This is a genomic window from Streptomyces sp. R41 (assembly GCF_041053055.1).
In the GTDB taxonomy this organism is placed as follows: domain Bacteria; phylum Actinomycetota; class Actinomycetes; order Streptomycetales; family Streptomycetaceae; genus Streptomyces.
In genome coordinates, this window is sequence record NZ_CP163443.1 from 2,254,348 (window position 1) to 2,272,404 (window position 18,057).

The 18,057-nt window shown below is 68.8% G+C and carries 15 protein-coding genes and 1 pseudogene; 4 read left to right on the forward strand and 12 right to left on the reverse strand.

All coding sequences use genetic code 11. From position 1 onward, the window contains the following. Positions 1-5: 5 nt before the first annotated feature. On the reverse strand, positions 6-1,265 hold the full coding sequence (locus AB5J53_RS10680) for an MFS transporter (protein ID WP_369245384.1): 1,260 nt from the start codon (positions 1,263-1,265) through the stop codon (positions 6-8). 120 nt (positions 1,266-1,385) lie between these two features. Between AB5J53_RS10680 and AB5J53_RS10685 the strand changes: the two genes are divergently transcribed. Beyond that, positions 1,386-2,414: a LacI family DNA-binding transcriptional regulator gene (locus AB5J53_RS10685; RefSeq protein ID WP_369245385.1), complete on the forward strand. Its 1,029-nt coding sequence runs from the start codon at positions 1,386-1,388 to the stop codon at positions 2,412-2,414. 710 nt (positions 2,415-3,124) lie between these two features. Here AB5J53_RS10685 and prcA read toward each other — a convergent pair. From prcA to arc, 6 genes and pseudogenes are all read right to left on the reverse strand, one after another. After that, positions 3,125-3,871 carry a proteasome subunit alpha gene (gene prcA / locus AB5J53_RS10690; RefSeq protein ID WP_369245386.1) on the reverse strand — a complete coding sequence of 249 codons (747 nt, stop codon included), beginning with the start codon at positions 3,869-3,871 and terminating at the stop codon, positions 3,125-3,127. A gap of 53 nt (positions 3,872-3,924) precedes the next feature. Then, on the reverse strand, positions 3,925-4,740 hold the full coding sequence (gene prcB, locus AB5J53_RS10695) for a proteasome subunit beta (RefSeq protein ID WP_369252157.1): 816 nt from the start codon (positions 4,738-4,740) through the stop codon (positions 3,925-3,927). Beyond that, positions 4,722-4,802, reverse strand: a pseudogene (locus tag AB5J53_RS10700) (recombination endonuclease VII); the annotation flags it as partial. The gene prcB and the pseudogene AB5J53_RS10700, both read right to left, overlap by 19 nt. Before the next feature lie 115 nt (positions 4,803-4,917). Continuing rightward, on the reverse strand, positions 4,918-5,136 hold the full coding sequence (locus AB5J53_RS10705; protein ID WP_054231164.1) for a ubiquitin-like protein Pup: 219 nt from the start codon (positions 5,134-5,136) through the stop codon (positions 4,918-4,920). A 155-nt stretch (positions 5,137-5,291) separates the two neighbouring features. Further along, on the reverse strand, positions 5,292-6,803 hold the full coding sequence (dop, locus tag AB5J53_RS10710) for a depupylase/deamidase Dop (protein WP_369245387.1): 1,512 nt from the start codon (positions 6,801-6,803) through the stop codon (positions 5,292-5,294). A gap of 234 nt (positions 6,804-7,037) precedes the next feature. Then, the gene (gene arc / locus AB5J53_RS10715) at positions 7,038-8,804 is read right to left on the reverse strand and encodes a proteasome ATPase (RefSeq protein ID WP_369245388.1); all 1,767 of its coding nucleotides are present in this window, start codon (positions 8,802-8,804) and stop codon (positions 7,038-7,040) included. A 253-nt stretch (positions 8,805-9,057) separates the two neighbouring features. On the opposite strand from arc, the gene AB5J53_RS10720 reads away from it, so the two are divergent. Next, entirely contained in the window at positions 9,058-9,363 is a 306-nt protein-coding gene (locus tag AB5J53_RS10720; RefSeq protein WP_369245389.1) for a ferredoxin, read from the forward strand. A gap of 94 nt (positions 9,364-9,457) precedes the next feature. Here the strand turns inward: AB5J53_RS10720 and AB5J53_RS10725 are convergent, their stop codons facing one another. The 3 genes from AB5J53_RS10725 to AB5J53_RS10735 all read right to left on the reverse strand — a co-directional run bounded on the left by AB5J53_RS10725 (position 9,458) and on the right by AB5J53_RS10735 (position 12,763). Further along, positions 9,458-10,030 (reverse strand): hypothetical protein, encoded by a 573-nt coding sequence (locus AB5J53_RS10725; protein ID WP_369245390.1) that lies wholly within the window; start codon positions 10,028-10,030, stop codon positions 9,458-9,460. A 202-nt stretch (positions 10,031-10,232) separates the two neighbouring features. Next, positions 10,233-11,135, reverse strand: a complete 903-nt coding sequence (locus AB5J53_RS10730; RefSeq protein WP_339128330.1) for a tRNA (adenine-N1)-methyltransferase — start codon at positions 11,133-11,135, stop codon at positions 10,233-10,235. 74 nt (positions 11,136-11,209) lie between these two features. Beyond that, positions 11,210-12,763, reverse strand: a complete 1,554-nt coding sequence (locus tag AB5J53_RS10735; protein WP_369245391.1) for a site-2 protease family protein — start codon at positions 12,761-12,763, stop codon at positions 11,210-11,212. A gap of 174 nt (positions 12,764-12,937) precedes the next feature. Between AB5J53_RS10735 and AB5J53_RS10740 the strand changes: the two genes are divergently transcribed. Next, positions 12,938-13,984, forward strand: coding sequence for a RecB family exonuclease (locus tag AB5J53_RS10740; RefSeq protein ID WP_369245392.1), 1,047 nt, complete (start codon positions 12,938-12,940; stop codon positions 13,982-13,984). A 14-nt stretch (positions 13,985-13,998) separates the two neighbouring features. Beyond that, the gene (locus tag AB5J53_RS10745; RefSeq protein ID WP_010988071.1) at positions 13,999-14,670 is read left to right on the forward strand and encodes a response regulator transcription factor; all 672 of its coding nucleotides are present in this window, start codon (positions 13,999-14,001) and stop codon (positions 14,668-14,670) included. Between the two features lie 71 nt (positions 14,671-14,741). Here the strand turns inward: AB5J53_RS10745 and AB5J53_RS10750 are convergent, their stop codons facing one another. Next, a complete protein-coding gene (locus tag AB5J53_RS10750) occupies positions 14,742-16,325 on the reverse strand; it encodes an ABC transporter substrate-binding protein (protein WP_369252159.1) in 1,584 nt (527 codons plus the stop codon). 66 nt (positions 16,326-16,391) lie between these two features. After that, a complete protein-coding gene (locus AB5J53_RS10755) occupies positions 16,392-17,993 on the reverse strand; it encodes an ABC transporter substrate-binding protein (RefSeq protein ID WP_369245393.1) in 1,602 nt (533 codons plus the stop codon). Between the last annotated feature and the right edge of the window lie 64 nt (positions 17,994-18,057).

Sequence of the window (18,057 nt, forward strand, 5' to 3'; positions counted from 1 at the left end):
GAACATTACGCCCGATCCCCTGAGCTGAAACGGGGTTCGACGGCACGGTTTGGATCATTTTCCGATGAAGCCGCAACCACCGCGCCCTTCCCGGTAGCTGCGAGGACCCGCCCCGTGGCCAGCAGAACCACCAGCGCGGCGGCCCCCGCGGCACCCGGCACGGCGAAGCCCCACACGGCCCCGCCCCACTCGACTACGGGACCCGCGAGGCCCGTTCCGACGGACGCTCCCACGGTGAACGTCGTCACGAGCCAGGAGAACGCCTCGGTGACCGTGCCGCGCGGCGCATGCCGGTCGACAAGGACGAACGCGCAGGCGATGCACGGCGCCAGGAAGACTCCCGCGAGCGTGGTGAGCGCCGTCATGGCGACCGGGCCCGGCACCAGCGTCAGTGGCACATAACACACCGCCAGAAGCGCCACGAGCACCCGCAGTCGCCGCTCGGGCGCACCAGTCCACTGCCGCATGCCGTACACCGCCCCGCCGATGAGCGCTCCGAGGCCGATGCCCGCCATCAGCCAGCCGTACACCGCGTCCCCGCCGTGGCCGTCCGCGTACGACACCGCGGCGACCGTGATCGAGCCGAGCGCGATCCCCACGAACAGGAAGGCACCCAGCAGAGCCAGCAGCCCCGACGAGCGCAACGCACCGAGCCAGTGCGCCTCGCGCGGAGCCGAGCGCCACGCGCGCGACGGCGGCGAGACGACTACGGAGAGGGCGCCCAGGACACCGATGACGTTCAGGACGAGCAGCGCGGCCTGCGCGGACCAGAGCGACACGCACAGCGTCACGAGCAGCGGCCCGACCGTGAACATGACCTCCTGGGCCACCGCGTCCATGGCGTACGCGGTGTGCACCTGGTCCTCCTTGCGCAGGACGGAGGGCCACAGCGCCCGCAGCCCGCCCTCCAGGGGCGGCGTGAAGAGCCCGGCGACGGCCATGGAGACATAGGCGAGCGGCAGCGGATCCGTGCCCGCGAACGCGAAGACACTCATCCCAAGGGCCGAGACGAGCGCGGCCGGCAATTGGACACGCGGCTGCCCGTAGAGGTCCACGAGCCGCCCGAGCAGCGGCTGCCCCACGGCATTGGCCACCCCGTAGACGGCGGCCAGCGCACCGGCCAGGCTGTACGTGCCGCCCTCCGCGCGAATGAAGAGCACGACGGCGATGGCGGCGGTGGCGTTCGGCAGCCGCCCTGTGAGCGTGCCGACGAGCAGCCGTGCGGCGTGCCTCGCCCTGAGGATCTCCAGGTATCCCGCAGCCATGTCCCGCCTTCTCTCGGAAGCACCCCAGCCGACCCGGCGACTCAAGTTTTACGTATAACGCCCTGTGTCATACGTACCATGTGCGCTGTCCGGGAGTCCAGACGAGGGAGCAGGTCGACGGTGGCACGAGGTAGCACGCGCCCTACGAGCCGGGACGTCGCCCAGGCCGCCGGTGTGTCCCAGGCCGCCGTCTCGCTCGTGCTCGGCGAGAAGTGGCGCGGCCGGGTCTCCGAAGCCACGGCGGAGCGCGTCCGGGAGGCCGCCCAGGAGCTCGGCTACCGCCCGAACCTGGCCGCCCGCAACCTGCGCCTGGGCCGCACCCGTACGGTCCTCCTGGTGGTCCCCGCGCTCACCACGGAGTTCTTCGCGGGCGTCTACACGGGCGCGGCCCGCGTCGCGGCCGAGCACGGCTTCGGCGTGGTCCTGTACCCCTCCCCCGAGGGCATCGGCCCCGCCCGCAACCCGTTCGGCTCGGCGGCGGCCGCCCTCGACGGCGTGATCGCCTCCTCCATGGCCGCCGACGCCCTCACGGCGATCCGTGGCGACCAGCTCCCCCTGGTCATGCTCGACAGCGACCCTGAGGGCAGCCTGGGCGCGGCCACGGTCAATCTCGACATCAAGGACGGCGTACGACAGGTCGCCGAACACCTCCTCGCCCTGGGGCACCGGCGCTTCCTGCACCTGGCGGCCGACATCGCCTCCTGGACCTTCGAGGTACGCGCCCGCGAACTCGCCACGCGCCTCGCCGCGGTCCCCGGCACGGACCTCCGCACCGCCCGCGCCCCCATCTCCATCGACGACGCCCTCGCCTCCGCGGCAGCCGCCCTGTCCGCCCCCGGCCCCCGCCCCACCGCCCTGGTCTGCGACGACGACAAGCTCGCAGCCAGCGCCTACAAGGCAGCCCGCCGCCTGGGCCTGCACATCCCCGACGACATCTCCATCACCGGTCTGGACGACCTGGCCCTGGCCCGAGCCATCGACCCCGAACTGACCACCGTCCGCCTGGACGCCGAACTCTTCGGCGAACGCGGCATGAAAGCGCTCCTGGCCGTCCTGGACGCCCGCACACCCCCACAGGGCGACATCCCAGTCGAACTGGTCGTAAGAGGCTCCACAGCCCCACCACGCCCCCCTCAGCCCCACGACTAGCCCCAATCCCCTGCGCACCCGGCACTGCTCGCCCCCTCCGCCCCTACCCGTCCCGCACCTGGGGGCTGCCGCCCCCAGACCCCCGCTACCGGCCTTAACGGCCTCGCCCTCAAACGCCGGACGGGCTGAAGACCTGCAGGCCGGGGTGGATGGGGTGCACCCGGGGAGGGTGGGAGACGGACGGACCCCGCTGCGGGCAATCGTGCCGCTGGGGCGGCGCCCGTCCCACAGCGAGCGGCACCCAGTAGGCGCCGGTAAGCGCACCCACCCCGACGTCGGCCCGGGTGCGCTCGGCCTAGTCGTCAGACGCCGGACCAGCCGGATGGTGTCGTCCGGGTTGGTGGGGAGCCACCTCCGGTCTCGTCCCGAGCAAGAGGGACGAGACGTCAGGTAGATGGTGTCGGCCAGGAGGCGAGAGATTGCTGGGCCCCGGCCCCCACGCACCCGCGGTCGGCGACGTACGGAAGGGGCCGTGCCGGTACATCGAATGCCCGCATCCGGACGGATCCAAAAAGACAGCACCCTTCCACCCCACAGCCGATCCGTTCGAATGCGGGCGGATGTACCGGCACAGCCCCGACCCACCCACGCACGGCCCCGACCCACCCACCGATGGACAGCCGCACCCGGCTCACAACCACCCCGAAACGCCACGCGCGCCCCGGCCGATGCAAGGCCGGGACGCGCGATGGGCAAGGCAGAGCCGAGGGTCACTCCTCGTCGTCGGAGTCCTCGGCCTCCGTGGCGGTCTCCGCGCCACCCGCCTCCAACAGACGGTCCAGCTGACGCCCCACAATCCGCTTGAACTTCCGCTGCTGCGGCCGCGTACGGTCCAGCACCGCGACCTCCAGGCGCTCCGCGGGAATCTCCCGCTCACCACCGTTCGGCTCCCGCGACAGCGACTGCACGGCCAGCTTCAGCGCCTCCGCCAGCGACATCCCGTCCTGGTGCCGCTGATCCAGATAGCTACTGATCTGCTCGGCATTGCCACCGACCGCGACCGAACCGTGCTCATCCACGATCGACCCGTCGTGCGGCAGCCGGTAGATCTGGTCACCCTCGGGGGTCTCCCCCACCTCGGCGACGACCAGCTCCACCTCGTACGGCTTCTCGGCCGCCGAGGAGAAGATCGTGCCCAGAGTCTGGGCGTACACATTGGCGAGACCCCGAGCGGTCACGTCATCACGGTCATAGGTGTAACCACGGAGATCGGCGTAACGCACACCACCGATCCGCAGGTTCTCGTATTCGTTGTATTTACCGGCGGCGGCAAAGCCGATCCGGTCATAGATCTCGCTGAACTTGTGCAGCGCACGGGACGGGTTCTCGCCGACGAACACGATGCCGTCGGCATACTGCAGCACGACCAGGCTGCGGCCGCGGGCGATGCCTTTGCGGGCGTACTCGGCCCGGTCGGCCATGGCCTGCTGGGGTGAGACATAGAACGGCGTCGACACCGGTTATCCGTCCCTTTCTGTCGAAGTCACTGGATCACCTGAAAGAGCCGGGCTCAGAGCAGCGCGGCCCGCGGACCGTCGGGCTGCTCAAGGCGCCGCTCCAGGATCGAGCGGGCGATCTCGGAGGACTCCTCGTCGGTGATACGACGGAATCCCTCTTCGGTGATCACGGTGACGATCGGGTAGATCCGGCGGGCGACATCGGGGCCACCGGTCGCCGAGTCGTCGTCGGCCGCGTCGTACAGGGCCTGGACGACGAGGGTCGTGGCCTGCTGTTCGGTCAGGTCGTTGCTGTAGAGCTTCTTCATGGCACCGCGCGCGAAGAGCGAGCCGGAGCCGGTGGCGGCGAAGCCGTGCTCTTCGGAGCGGCCGCCGGTGACGTCGTAGGAGAAGATGCGGCCCTTGCCGCGGTCCACGTCGAACCCGGCGAAGAGCGGGACCACGGCGAGGCCCTGCATGGCCATGCCGAGGTTGGAACGGATCATTGTGGAGAGGCGGTTCGCCTTGCCCTCCAGGGAGAGCGTGGCACCCTCCACCTTCTCGAAGTGCTCCAGCTCCAGCTGGAACAGCTTCACCATCTCGACGGCCAGGCCCGCCGTACCCGCGATGCCCACCGCCGAGTACTCGTCCGCCGGGAAGACCTTCTCGATGTCGCGCTGCGCGATGACATTCCCCATGGTGGCCCGCCGGTCACCGGCGAGCACCACGCCACCGGGGAACGTGGTGGCGACGATGGTCGTGCCGTGCGGGGCCTCGATCACGCCCTTCATGGGCGGCAGCTGCCGATTGCCCGGGAGCATGTCCGGCTGGTGCTCGGCCAGGAAGTCCATGAACGAGGACGAGCCGGGCGTCAGGAAGGCAGCCGGCAGACGCCCGGTGCTACGAGGGTTGGCTTCCACGCGATTCCTTCCACGTAGGCTGCGGCCCGCCGTGGACGGCCGAGCCGATCATCAAATCTGTGCACGGACCATACCCGCGCGAACGCCGGTCATCCGTCCCGGCGCCGACCAGCTGGATCGGGCCGGCTCCGGGGCGGACAACTGGCGTTACTCGCCGCCCTTTTGGACGAAGGAACGCACGAAGTCCTCGGCGTTCTCCTCGAGGACGTCGTCGATCTCGTCCAGCACGGAGTCGACGTCGTCCGACAGCTTCTCCTGGCGCTCCTTGAGGTCGTCGGATACCTGCGCGTCCTGCGCCTGCTCCTCGACCTCCTCGGTGGAACGCGTTGCCTTCTGCTGTCCGCCGCCGGTGTCCTTGGTCGCCATAACCCTCACCCCGCTCGGTTCGACGTTCTTGATCAGACCCTACAAGCAGGGTCCGACATCGGCCCCGCAGTTGCTACAACGTCCGGGGGCCACCTCGATGATTCCCGGACGTCGCCTTTTTCCACCCCGACCGGCCCGTACGCTCCCTGGGCCGCTCAGCCGCCCGACAGGACCCTGACCAGGTCTTCAGCCGTACGGCAGCGGTCGAGGAGCTCCTTGACGTGATTACGCGTTCCGCGAAGCGGCTCCAGGGTTGGAACGCGCTGGAGCGAGTCCCGGCCGGGCAGATCGAAGATCACCGAGTCCCAGGAGGCCGCCGCGACGTCGTCCGCGTACTGCTCCAGGCAGCGCCCGCGGAAGTACGCGCGCGTGTCCTCCGGCGGCTTGGTGCGGGCCCGGTCGACGTCCGCCTCGTCCAGGAGGCGCTTCATCTTGCCGCGCGCCGCGAGACGGTTGTAGAGGCCCTTCTCGGCCCGTACGTCGGCGTACTGGAGGTCGACCAGGTGCAGCCGGGCGGCGTCCCAGTCGAGGCTGTCACGGCGCCGGTAGCCCTCCATGAGCTCCCGCTTGGCGACCCAGTCCAGCTCTCCGGAGAGGCTCATCGGATCGTTCTCCAGGCGGTTCAGGGTGTCCTCCCAGCGCAGCAGGACGTCCTTGGTCTGCTCGTCGGCGTCGGCCCCGAACCGTTCCTCCACGTACTTGCGCGACAGCTCGAAGTACTCCATCTGGAGTTGTACGGCCGTCAGCGTGCGCCCGCTACGGAGCGTGACGAGTCGCTTCAGCGTGGGGTCGTGCGAGACCTGGTGCAGAGTGCGTACGGGCTGGTCGACGGCCAGGTCGACGGCGATGAAGCCGTCCTCGATCATGGACAGGACCAGGGCCGTGGTGCCCAGCTTGAGGTAGGTGGAGATCTCCGAGAGGTTGGCGTCGCCGATGATCACGTGCAGCCGGCGGTACTTCTCGGCGTCCGCGTGCGGCTCGTCACGCGTGTTGATGATCGGGCGCTTGAGGGTGGTCTCGAGGCCCACCTCGACCTCGAAGTAGTCGGCGCGCTGGCTGAGCTGGAAGCCGTGCTCGTGCCCGTCCTGACCGATACCGACGCGGCCCGCTCCGGTGACGACCTGGCGTGAGACGAAGAACGGCGTGAGGTGGCGCACGATGTCCGAGAAGGGGGTCTCCCGCTTCATCAGGTAGTTCTCGTGCGTGCCGTACGAGGCGCCCTTGTTGTCGGTGTTGTTCTTGTAGAGGTGGATCGGCTGGGCGCCGGGGAGCTGGGCCGCGCGCTCCGCGGCCTCCGCCATGATGCGCTCGCCGGCCTTGTCCCACAGGACGGCGTCCCACGGGTTGGTGACCTCCGGGGCGCTGTACTCCGGGTGTGCGTGGTCGACGTACAGTCGTGCGCCATTGGTGAGGATGACATTGGCCAGGCCGATGTCCTCGTCGGTGAGCTGGCTGGCGTCGGCGGCCTCGCGGGCGAGGTCGAAGCCTCGCGCGTCCCGCAGCGGGTTCTCCTCCTCGAAGTCCCAGCGGGCGCGGCGCGCCCGGTGCATCGCCGCCGCGTAAGCGTTGACGATCTGGGACGAGGTGAGCATGGCATTGGCGTTGGGGTGGCCGGGGACGGAGATCCCGTACTCCGTCTCGATGCCCATTACTCGCCGTACGGTCATGCGGCCCTCCTTGCCCGGCGGCGCCCTCGGTCGGGGACGCTGCTCAAGTACCGCTGGTGCTCCGGTGCGTGTGCGGTGCCCGTCCCCGCAACGCGCGACTCGGCGGTACGAAAGAGCCTAGAACGCCTTTGCGCTGGTGGGGAGATCATTTGCGTCATTGCTCTGCTCCAGCCGTGCCCCGGAAAACAGTCGACTGCGGGTACCCACTGAGGGCACCCGCAGCCGCCCTGTCTTTTACAGGTACTGACCGGTGTTCGCCACCGTGTCGATGGAGCGTCCGGTGTCCGCACCCTGCTTTCCGGTCACCAGGGTACGGATGTACACGATCCGTTCGCCCTTCTTGCCGGAGATGCGGGCCCAGTCGTCCGGGTTGGTGGTGTTCGGCAGGTCCTCGTTCTCCTTGAACTCATCCACGCAGGCCTGGAGGAGGTGGGAGACCCGAAGGCCCTTCTGGTTCTGTTCGAGGAAGGCCTTGATGGCGGCCTTCTTGGCGCGGCCGACGATGTTCTCGATCATGGCGCCGGAATTGAAGTCCTTGAAGTACAGGACTTCCTTGTCGCCGTTGGCGTAGGTGACCTCGAGGAAGCGGTTCTCCTCGGACTCGGCGTACATCTGCTCCACGGCGTTCTGGATCATGCCATGGACGGTGGCCGCCCGGTCCCCGCCGTGCTCACCGAGGTCGTCGGAGTGCAGCGGGAGGCGTTCCGTGAGGTACTTCGCGAAGATGTCCTTCGCGGCCTCGGCGTCCGGGCGCTCGATCTTGATCTTCACATCGAGTCGTCCGGGGCGCAGGATCGCGGGGTCGATCATGTCCTCACGGTTCGAGGCGCCGATCACGACCACGTTCTCCAGGCCCTCCACGCCGTCGATCTCGGCGAGCAGCTGGGGGACGATGGTGTTCTCCACGTCCGAGCTGACGCCCGATCCACGGGTGCGGAACAGGGACTCCATCTCGTCGAAGAAGACGATGACGGGTGTGCCCTCGCTGGCCTTCTCACGAGCACGCTGGAAGACCAGGCGGATCTGCCGCTCGGTCTCACCGACGTACTTGTTCAGGAGCTCGGGTCCCTTGATGTTGAGGAAGAAGCTCTTCCCGGCGGCCTGCCCGGTCACCTCGGCGACCTTCTTGGCCAGCGAGTTGGCGACGGCCTTGGCGATAAGTGTCTTGCCGCATCCGGGGGGCCCGTACAGCAGCACGCCCTTGGGCGGCCGCAGTTCGTGCTCCTTGAAGAGGTCGGGGTAGAGGTAAGGGAGCTCGACCGCGTCGCGGATCATCTCGATCTGGTTTCCCAGGCCGCCGATCTGCTCGTAGCCGATGTCCGGGACCTCTTCGAGGACGAGCTCCTCGACCTCGCTCTTCGGGACAACTTCGTAGACATAGCCGGAACGGGGTTCGAGAAGCAGGGCGTCGCCGGGGCGGATGGTGACGTCCAGCAGCGGCTCGGCGAGCCGTACCACCCGTTCCTCGTCGGTGTGCCCCACCACGAGGGCGCGTTCGCCGTCCTCGAGGATCTCCTTGAGGGTGACGATGTCGCCGACGCTCTCGTACTCCATGGCCTCGACCACGTTGAGGGCTTCGTTGAGCATCACTTCCTGGCCGCGCCTGAGCTCTTCGAGCTCGACGCTGGGGCTGACGTTCACCCGGAGCTTGCGGCCCCCGGTGAAGATGTCCGCCGTGCCGTCCTCGTTCGCCATGAGGAAGACACCGAAGCCCGCCGGCGGCTGCGCGAGCCGGTCGACCTCTTCCTTGAGGGCCACGATCTGGTCGCGGGCCTCACGGAGCGTGTTGGCGAGCCGCTCGTTCTGTGCGGACACGCCGGCCAGGTTGGTCTGCAGCTCGACGATCCGCTCTTCGAGAATCCTCGTGTGCCGCGGAGAGTCGGCGAGCTTGCGTCGCAGGACGGCGATCTCCTGCTCAAGGTAGGCAATCTGCCCGGCGGGGTCATCGGACCCTCGTCCCGGGCGGATGCCGCGGTTCATGTCGTCGTCGTGGGCTGCCACGGTCCTCACCTCCTCCAAGGGGAGCTGGACGCTTCCAGACCCTACCTGGGTGGGTGTCGATTGAAACCCCTAGATCACAAAGACTGTCGGGGTGTGTCCGATCTTCACCCTTGCGCTCTCCCTCACGCCAGGGGAATACCCACCGAACATGATTGGGAAGCGGACGGAGGTAGGGTCGAAGTGTTCAACACCCGTCAGAGCTGGCCCGATTCCCCAGTCTACGGATCGCTCGGCGCAGGAAACGGCAGGAGAAATGACCGTGCAGCAGGAGGCCGCAGTCGACGGCGAGGCGCTCGAGGTCTGGATCGATCAGGATCTCTGTACCGGCGACGGGATCTGCGCCCAGTATGCGCCCGAGGTCTTTGAGCTGGACATCGACGGCCTGGCCTATGTGAAGAGCCCCGACGACGAGCTGTTGCAGGCTCCGGGCGCCACAACGCCCGTACCGCTGCCGCTTCTGCGCGATGTGACGGACTCCGCGAAGGAGTGCCCGGGCGACTGCATCCATGTGCGTCGAGTTTCGGACAGGGTCGAGGTCTACGGCCCTGACGCGGAGTGACTTGAGAGGTACTCCGCGTCACTGCTGTCTGTTTGCTCACACCCTCCGCGGCGCGGGGGGTGTTTTCCTATGTTCCGCACGTCGGAAGGTGTGCTCAGACACTCCGTGCTTCGGACGGGGTCGAGCGGACGAACACGCCGCCCTTCCACTGCCACTTGGCGCTGTCCTTCACGTCCGGGCAGCAACTCGGTACGTCGGAGGAGGAGTAGCCGAGGAGGGTGGCGGTGACGGCTTCGTCGCGCAGCGCGAAGTCCGTGACGCTCAGGCGGTCCTTGGGATCGACCAGAGTCGCCACGACGCGGGGCTTCTTCGCACCCGCGGCCTGGGTGAGGACGTAGACGCCGTTGGGCGGGGTGCCCGAGCCCGCGTCGCAGCGGACGACGGCCACGGTCTCCGGGCGGCCGTCGCCGTCGAGGTCTCCGGAGGCCTTCTTCTGTACGAGGACCTTGGTGGGCCCGCACTCGATCGGGAAGTCGACACCGGCGGGGTCAGGAGCCGCGACGGCCGCCGCCGACTTCACCTCGGGGCCGGGCTGGGCCGCCCGCGCCGGGTCGGGCTGCAGGACGGAGGACAGCGCGACGACTCCGGCGACGGCGGTGGCCGTGGCGACCCACTGGATGGGGCTGGTGTTCGTGTGTGCCAGTTCCGGGACGGCGGATTGCTGCACTAGGAGTGTCTCCCGTGAGGGCTGTGCCGGTGGGGGTGTCCCGCATGGTGCCACACGTCACAGTGCGGCGGAACGGCGGGGTCCGGACTTCTGGCGGCGCGTCAACAGAAAAGGACTGTGGCCGAGTTCCCGGGCGATTTCGGGAACTCGGCCACATTTGTGGTGCGTTGGGTATGTCCGCGACAGGCGCGCGACGGATGCGTCAGCGGGCAGTGCCGCCATCAGCGTTGGGGCCGGCGTAGTCCTCGCCGTACGCGCCCTTGGCGGGGCGACGGCGGCGCATGGGCGGCTCGACGCCGTCCGCGAGGCGGCGGGCGGTGAGCAGGAAACCGGTGTGGCCGATCATCCGGTGGTCCGGGCGGACGGCCAGGCCCTCGATGTGCCAGTTACGGATCATCGACTCCCAGGCGGTCGGCTCGTTGAAGCAGCCGATCTCGCGAATGGACTCGACGGTCCGCGCGAGCTGGGTGGTGGTCGCCACGTAGCAGCACAGGATGCCGCCCGGGACGAGCGCCTTGGAGACGGCCTCCAGGCACTCCCACGGGGCGAGCATGTCGAGGATGACGCGGTCGACGTCGGTGTCGCTCAGGTTGTCCTGGAGGTCGCCGACGGTGAGCTGCCAGGCGGGGTGCGGGCCGCCGAAGTAGCGCTCCACGTTCTGCTGGGCGATCTCGGCGAAGTCCTCGCGGCGCTCGTAGGAGTGCAGCATGCCCTGGTCGCCGATGGCCCGCAGCAGGAAGCTGCTGAGCGAGCCGGAGCCGACGCCCGCCTCCACGACGCGCGCGCCGGGGAAGATGTCGGCGAAGGCCAGGATCTGCCCCGCGTCCTTGGGGTAGACCACGGCGGCGCCGCGGGGCATGGACAGGACGTAGTCGGGGAGCAGGGGGCGCAGCGCGAGATAGGCGACGTTCCCCGTGGTGCGGACAACGCTGCCCTCGGGAGCGCCGATCAGCTCGTCGTGCGGGAAGGAACCCTTGTGGGTGTGGAAGTTCTTCCCCGCTTCGAGCGTGAACGTGTAGTGGCGGCCCTTGGGGTCGGTCAGCTGAACCTGGTCCCCGACCTTGAAGGGCCCGCGCCTGCGGGCGGCACCGGTCGGTTCGGACATGTGACCAGCCTACCGGTCCTGGCAGGGGCCGAAGACCACGCACGCGTGCCGTGCGCTCGGCCCTGAGCCCGGCCTCAGCTGGGGCGGGCCATGGCCTTCACGAAAGCGCGCTCCACGTCGGCCGCGGACAGGACTCCGTAGATCTCACCGGACTCCTCCACCACCAGGTACTCGGTGGCCGGGGTCGCGCGCAGGGTGTCCAGGAGGGCCTCGCCCGCGAGCTCGGCGGACACGCGCATGCCGTCGGTGAGGTCCTGGGCGAGGCCGCTGACCGCGACCCAGGGGCGGCGGTGCTCCGGTACGCCGACGATGGCGGCCTCGCGGACGAGGGAGAGCGGTTCGCCGTCGGCGTCGACCACGACCAGGGCGCGGGCGCCGGCGTCGTTGGCGCGGCGCAGTGCCTCCGAGAGCGGGGTGTTCGTCTCGACCGGGACCGCGCGCCGGGTGAGCGAGCGGGCGCGCAGCTCCGGCAGGTGTTCGCGCAGCCGGGCCATCCGGAGGCTGTTGCCGGCGCCGGTCCAGATGATCGCGGCGAGGATGGCGGCCAGCAGGGCGTCCGTGACGGTGTCCATGCCGCCGATGTTGTCCGGGGTATCGCCGAGTGCTCCGGACTGGGTGAGCAGGGGCAGCCCGATCAGTACGGAGACGGCGAGGGCGCGGCCGACCCAGGCGGCGGCGATCGTGCCGCTCATCGGCCTGCCGGTGATCTTCCAGACGACGGCGCGGAGCATGCGGCCGCCGTCGAGGGGCAGTCCGGGCAGCAGGTTGAAGACGGCCACGATGAGGTTGGAGATCATCAGGCCGGCCACCAGGACGCCCGGGACGGTGCCCGGTTCGACGGTCTGCATGGCGAGAAAGAAGAGGCCGGACAGGATGAGCGAGAGCAGCGGGCCGACGAAGGCCAGCACGAACTCCCGGCCCGGGGTCTCGGCCTCCTTCTCGATCTCCGAGACTCCGCCGAAGAACTGCAGCTGGATCCGGCGCACCGGCAGCTTGAAGCGCAGGGCGGCAACGGTGTGGGCCAGCTCGTGGACGAGTACGGAGGCGTAGAAGGCCACCGCGAAGAAGAGGGAGACCAGGTAACGCGCGGCGCCGAGTTCCGGCAGCACACGGTCCAGCTGACCGCCGAACACCCAAGTGATCAGTGCGGCCACGAGGAACCAGCTGGGCGCGACATATACGGGTACACCGAAGGGCCGCCCCATGAGCAGCCCACCACCGGGCTCCCTGCCGCGCCGCGGCGGCCGTCCCTTGCCGGTTCCGGACTGGGCCAGAGTCCGGCCCGACTCGGGTTCCGGCGGCTGGGGGGCGTCCCGCACGAGGGTTTCCTCGGCGGCACCGGTGTCGGAGGGGGAGCCGTCCGGGCGACCCGTGTGCGCCTTGGGCTCGTTCGAGGCCTCGGTGGCGGTCTCGGCATCGTCCCCGGGCCGGGCCTCGTCCGAGGAGTCGGCATCGGACCGTGGCTCGGGATCGCCAGTGGGCGTCGGCCCGGTGGGGCGATCGTGCCGGGCCGGTCCGGGGCGCGCGGTGTCCGCGGCCGGGCCCGTGGAGCCCTGGGGCTCCTCGTGGCGCTCGGTCGCTTCATCGGTACCGGACCGCGGCTGCCCGCTCCCGCCGCTCTCGTCCACGATGTCCCCTCGTTCGAAGCGTCTCCCGCCCCGATCATGCGGAGCAGGAGGGTCTGTCGTCGATGGTATGCGGCCGTCGCGACGCGTTCCGCCCCGGCACCCCCTCCGTTTTCCAGGCCGTCGCCCGCGCCTCGGCCGGGTCACTGTCAGTGGCGGGCCGTAAGGTCTGTCGTCATGGAGACCAGCACCGAGGGCGTCGCGGAGACGGGCAGCGACGACAGCGCCGGGGCCGCCGTGCCGGCTGAGCGGCCAGAGGCCGTCGAGGCAGAGCCGACCCAAGCCGTCGCAGCCGAGCCGGCCGAAGCCGTCGAAGCCGTCGAAGCCGTCGCGACCATAGCGGCCGCACCGGCCGCACGGGCCGCCGCGCCCGCCGTGCCGCCCGCGTCCCTGTCGCCCTCGCGTGCCAGTGACTTCATGCAGTGCCCGCTGCTCTACCGGTTCCGGGTGATCGACAAGCTGCCGGAGAAGCCGAGCGAGGCGGCGACGCGCGGCACGCTGGTGCACGCGGTCCTCGAGCGGCTCTTCGACGCACCGGCGACGGAGCGGACGGCGCCGCGCGCCAAATCACTGATCCCCGGGCAGTGGGACCGGCTGCGGGAGACCAAGCCGGAGGTCGTGGAGCTGTTCGCCGACGACCCGGAGGGCGAGCGGCTGGCGCGCTGGCTGACCGAGGCCGAGCGGCTGGTGGAGCGCTGGTTCACGCTGGAGGACCCGACCCGGCTGGAACCGGCCGAGCGGGAGCTGTTCGTCGAGGCGCAGCTCGACTCCGGGCTCAAGCTGCGCGGCATCATCGACCGGGTCGACGTGGCGCCGACGGGCGAGGTCCGGATCGTCGACTACAAGACGGGCAAGGCGCCACGGCCCGAGTACGCCGAAGGCGCCCTGTTCCAGATGAAGTTCTACGCCCTGGTGGTGTGGCGGCTGAAGCGGGTGGTCCCGCGCCGGCTCCAGCTCGTCTATCTCGGCAGCGGTGACGTGCTGACGTACGACCCGGTGATCGCGGACCTGGAGCGGATCGAGCGCAAGCTGCTCGCCCTGTGGGACGCGATCCGGCAAGCCACCGAGACCGGTGACTGGCGGCCCCGGCCCACCAAGCTGTGCGGCTGGTGCGACCACCAAGCGGTATGTCCTGAATTCGGCGGTACTCCCCCGCCGTATCCGCTCCCGGTCAGGGCGCTGGAGTCCGGTGGTGACGAGCAGGGCAGAATGGGGCCGGACTAGCGAAGGAGACTTACGTGGCCATCCGTGTCCTACTGGTCGACGACCAGCCGCTACTGCGTACCGGCTTCCGGATGATCCTGGAGGCGGAGCAGGACCTTGCGGTCGTCGGCGAGGCCGGTGACGGTCTCCAGGCACTCGACCAAGTACGTGCCCTGCAGCCCGATGTGGTTCTGATGGACATCCGTATGCCGCGGATGGACGGTGTCGAGGCGACCCGGCAGATCACCGGCCCCGGCCGGGACGGTCCGGCGAAGGTGCTCGTCCTGACCACCTTCGACCTCGACGAGTACGTGGTCGAGGCGCTGCGCGCGGGCGCCAGCGGCTTCCTCCTCAAGGACGCGCCCGCCAATGAGCTGGTGCAGGCGATCCGGGTGGTCGCGGCGGGGGAGGCGATGCTCGCGCCGAGCATCACGCGTCGGCTGCTCGACAAATACGCGGGCCATCTGCCCTCCGGCGACGAGCCGGTTCCGGACACGCTGCACACGTTGACCGAGCGTGAGGTCGAGGTGCTGAAGCTGGTGGCGCGCGGTCTGTCGAACGCGGAGATCGCGGCCGACCTGTTCGTCAGCGAGACCACGGTCAAGACGCATGTGGGTCACGTCCTGACCAAGCTGGGGCTGCGCGACCGGGTGCAGGCCGCGGTGTACGCGTACGAGAGCGGGTTGGTGCGCCCCGGCGCGCAGTAGCCCACCACAGCACACGCGTTGAGGGCGCCCCCTTCTGGAAGGGGGCGCCCTCAACGTACGTACAGGGGTGGTCAGCCCTTGCTGATCTCCCAGAAGCGGAACACGGTCGAGGCGTCGAGGCAGTACTCCAGGCCGTAGACGTTGTCGCGGACGACGGCGTACTGCTTGGCCTGCCAGATCGGGATGACCGGCAGTTCGTCGGCCACGAGGTCCTGGAGCGTGCCGTAGTCGGTGTCCGTCGCGGAGCGGTCGCTCTCGGCGGCCGTCCTCGGGATGAGCTGCCCGGTGATCGTGCTGTTGGAGAAGTTGTTGCTCAGCACGTTGCCCTTGCCGAAGAAGGGGGCCGTGAAGTTGTCCGGGTCCGGGTAGTCGGGCACCCAACCCTTCACGTACACGCCGTACTTGCCCTTGGCGATGTCCGCCTCGTACTGGTCGAAGGCGACGGACTTCACGGTCGCGTCGAAGAGCCCGCTGGCGTTGAGCTGCTTGGCGATCGCCTTGAACTCCGCGTCGGTGGACGGGCCGTAGCGCGACGGTGTCGACCAGAGGGTCAGCTTCACCTTGCCGGTGATGCCCTCGGCCCGCAGCGCGGCCTCGGCCTTGGACTTCGAGGGGCGGGCGCCGTAGGTGTCGAAGAAGGACGTGTTGTGGCCCGTGATACCGGCCGGGATGATCGAGTAGAGCGGCGTCGCCGTGTCGTCGTAGACCTCGTTGACCAGGGCCTCGCGGTCGAGCAGATAGGCGATGGCCTTGCGCACGCCGAGCTTGCCGGCGACCGGGTCGTCCATGTTGAAGACCAGGTGCTGCACCTCGGCGCTGCTGCCCTCGACGACGTTGATGCCCAGGCCGGTGGAGGCGTTGTTCTCGATGTCGCTGATGTCGTCGGCGGCGAGGCCTCGGTAGGCGACGTCGATCTCGTCGTTCGTCAGCGCGTTCTTCAGGGCGGCCTGGTCGCCGTGGAAGAACTTCAGGGTCACGCCGGAGTTCTGCACCTTGGCGGTGCCCTTGTAGCTGTCGTTGACCGAGAAGACGGCCTTGTCCTTGCTGAAGGACTCCAGCTTGTAGGGGCCCGAGCCGACCGCTCCGTCGTCCTTGCGCAGTCCGTCGGCGGAGTACTGCTGGTGGTCCACGATCGAGCCGGCGCCGGAGGCGATCTTGCTCGGGAAGGTGGCGTCGGCGTACTTGAGGTGGAAGACGACGGTCTTGGCATCCGGCGTCTCCACCGTGCCGAGCATGGGGAACATGATCGCGGGACCGGCGTCGTCGTCGATCTTCAGCATGCGGTCGAAGGAGAACTTCACGTCCTTCGAGGTGAGCTCGTCACCGTTGCTGAACTTCAGCCCGTCCTGCAGCGTGCACTTGTACACCTTGGTCTGGGTGTCCGTGAAAGCGCACTCCTTTGCGGCCTCGGGTTCCGGCTCGGTGCCGCCCTTGGGGAAGCTCAGCAACGACTGGAAGACGTTGTTGAACAACAGCCAGGAGCCGGGGTCGTAGCCGGACGCCGGGTCGGTGGCCAGGACGTCGTCGGACATCCCCATGACCACGGAGGAGCCGCTGTCCCCTGCGTCGCCCGTGTCGGAGCCGCATCCGGTGAGAAGGCCGGAGGCCAGCCCCGCCACGATCGGCAGGACTGGCCACTGGTTGCGCATGTTCACGTGCATGTGCCTTGTCGTCGGGTCTCGGACCCCGGGGCAGTCCCAGCCCCGGGGCGGGGAGATCGGTCAGCCGATGCCGCGGCCGAGCTCCCACAGCTGGAGGGTCGAGGAGGAGTTGAGCGCCCACTCGGCACCGGTGATGTCGTCCCGCGCGGCGATGTACTGCTTGCCCTGCCACAGGGGCAGCAGCGGGACGTCGTCGGCCACGATGTCCTGGATGTCCGTGAGGCTCTTCGACGCGGTGAGGCGGTCGGCCTCACGCCGGGACTCCGGGATCAGGTTGTTGATGATGTTCTTGTTCGTGTACGGCGACTTGAGGAAGTTGTCCTTGTCGAGGAACGGCGCCAGGTAGTTGTCGGCGTCCGGGAAGTCGGGGAACCAGCCCATGCCCCAGACGTCGTAGTCGCCCGCCCGCTCGGCCGGGACGAACTTGTCCCAGGTCGTGCCGGTGATGCTGACATCGAACAGGCCGCTGGAGTTGAGCTGCTTCTTCAGCACCTCGAACTCCTGCTTGGTGGCCGCGCCGTAGTGGTCGGTCGTGTAGTGCAGGGTGACCTTGACCGGGGTGGTGATGTTGGCGCTCGCCAGCAGCGACTTGGCCCTGCTGACGCTCGGGTCCCCGTACTTGTTGAAGAACGAGTTGGAGTGGCCGGTGATGGTGGCCGGGACCATCGAGTAGAGCGGCTCGGCCTGCGAGCCGTACACCTTGGCGATGAGTTCGCCGCGGTTGACGATCTGCGCCATGGCCTGGCGGACGGCCCGGGTCTTCACCGTCGGGGCGTCGGTGTTGAAGGCCAGGTAGCGGATCTCCAGGCCGGGCATCTCGACCAGGTCGATCTTGCTGTCCGTGGCGCTGCCGAGCTTGTTGATCTGGGCCGGCGTCATCGAGCGGTTCATCAGGTCGATGTCGCCCTTTTCGAGCGCGGCGCCCATGGCATCGGCGCTCTCGAAGGAGCGCATCTCGACCTTGGAGTTCTTCACCTTCAACTGACCCTCGTAGTTCGGGTTCTTGGTGAAGACAGCCTTGACGATCGCGTCGTCCTTGACCTCGGTCTCGAGGGTGTACGGTCCGGAACCGTCCACCGAGAAGCCGTCGCGCAGCTTGCCCTTCTCGTAATCGTCGGGGTTGACGATGCCGGCGACCGGGGTCGACAGCTTGAACGGGAAGGTGGCGTCCGCGGTCTTGAGGTGGAAGATCACCTCGCGGTCGCCCTGCGTCTCGACGGTGTCGATGGTGGACAGCAGCGCGAACACACCACTGTCGGCCTTGAGCGACAGCGCGCGGTCGATGGAGAACTTGACGTCCTTCGCCGTAACGGGGTCGCCGTTGGAGAACTTCAGGCCCTTGCGCAGGGTGCACGCGTAGCGCTCGTTGCCGGTGTCGGTGAAGCCGCACTTCTCGGCGGCCTCGGGCTCCGGCTCACCGTCGCCGCGCGGCTGGACCATCAGGGTCTGCACGGTCTGGCGGAGGATGTTCCAGGTGCCGACGTCGTACGCGTATGCCGGGTCGAGGGGAGCCGGGGCATCCTTCGACGCTGTGAACCGGTCCGTGGTGCCGACAACGATGGCATCGCCGCTGTTGCTCCCGCTGTCCGACCCACCACAGGCGGCGAGCACGGGGGCGAGCAGGCCGACCACGGCCGGCAGCACCAAAGTCTTGCGGTTCATGCTCGAGTTTCTCCAGAGCTGTCGAGTCCGTGTACCCGGCATGCAGGGGTGTCGCTGCGGATCA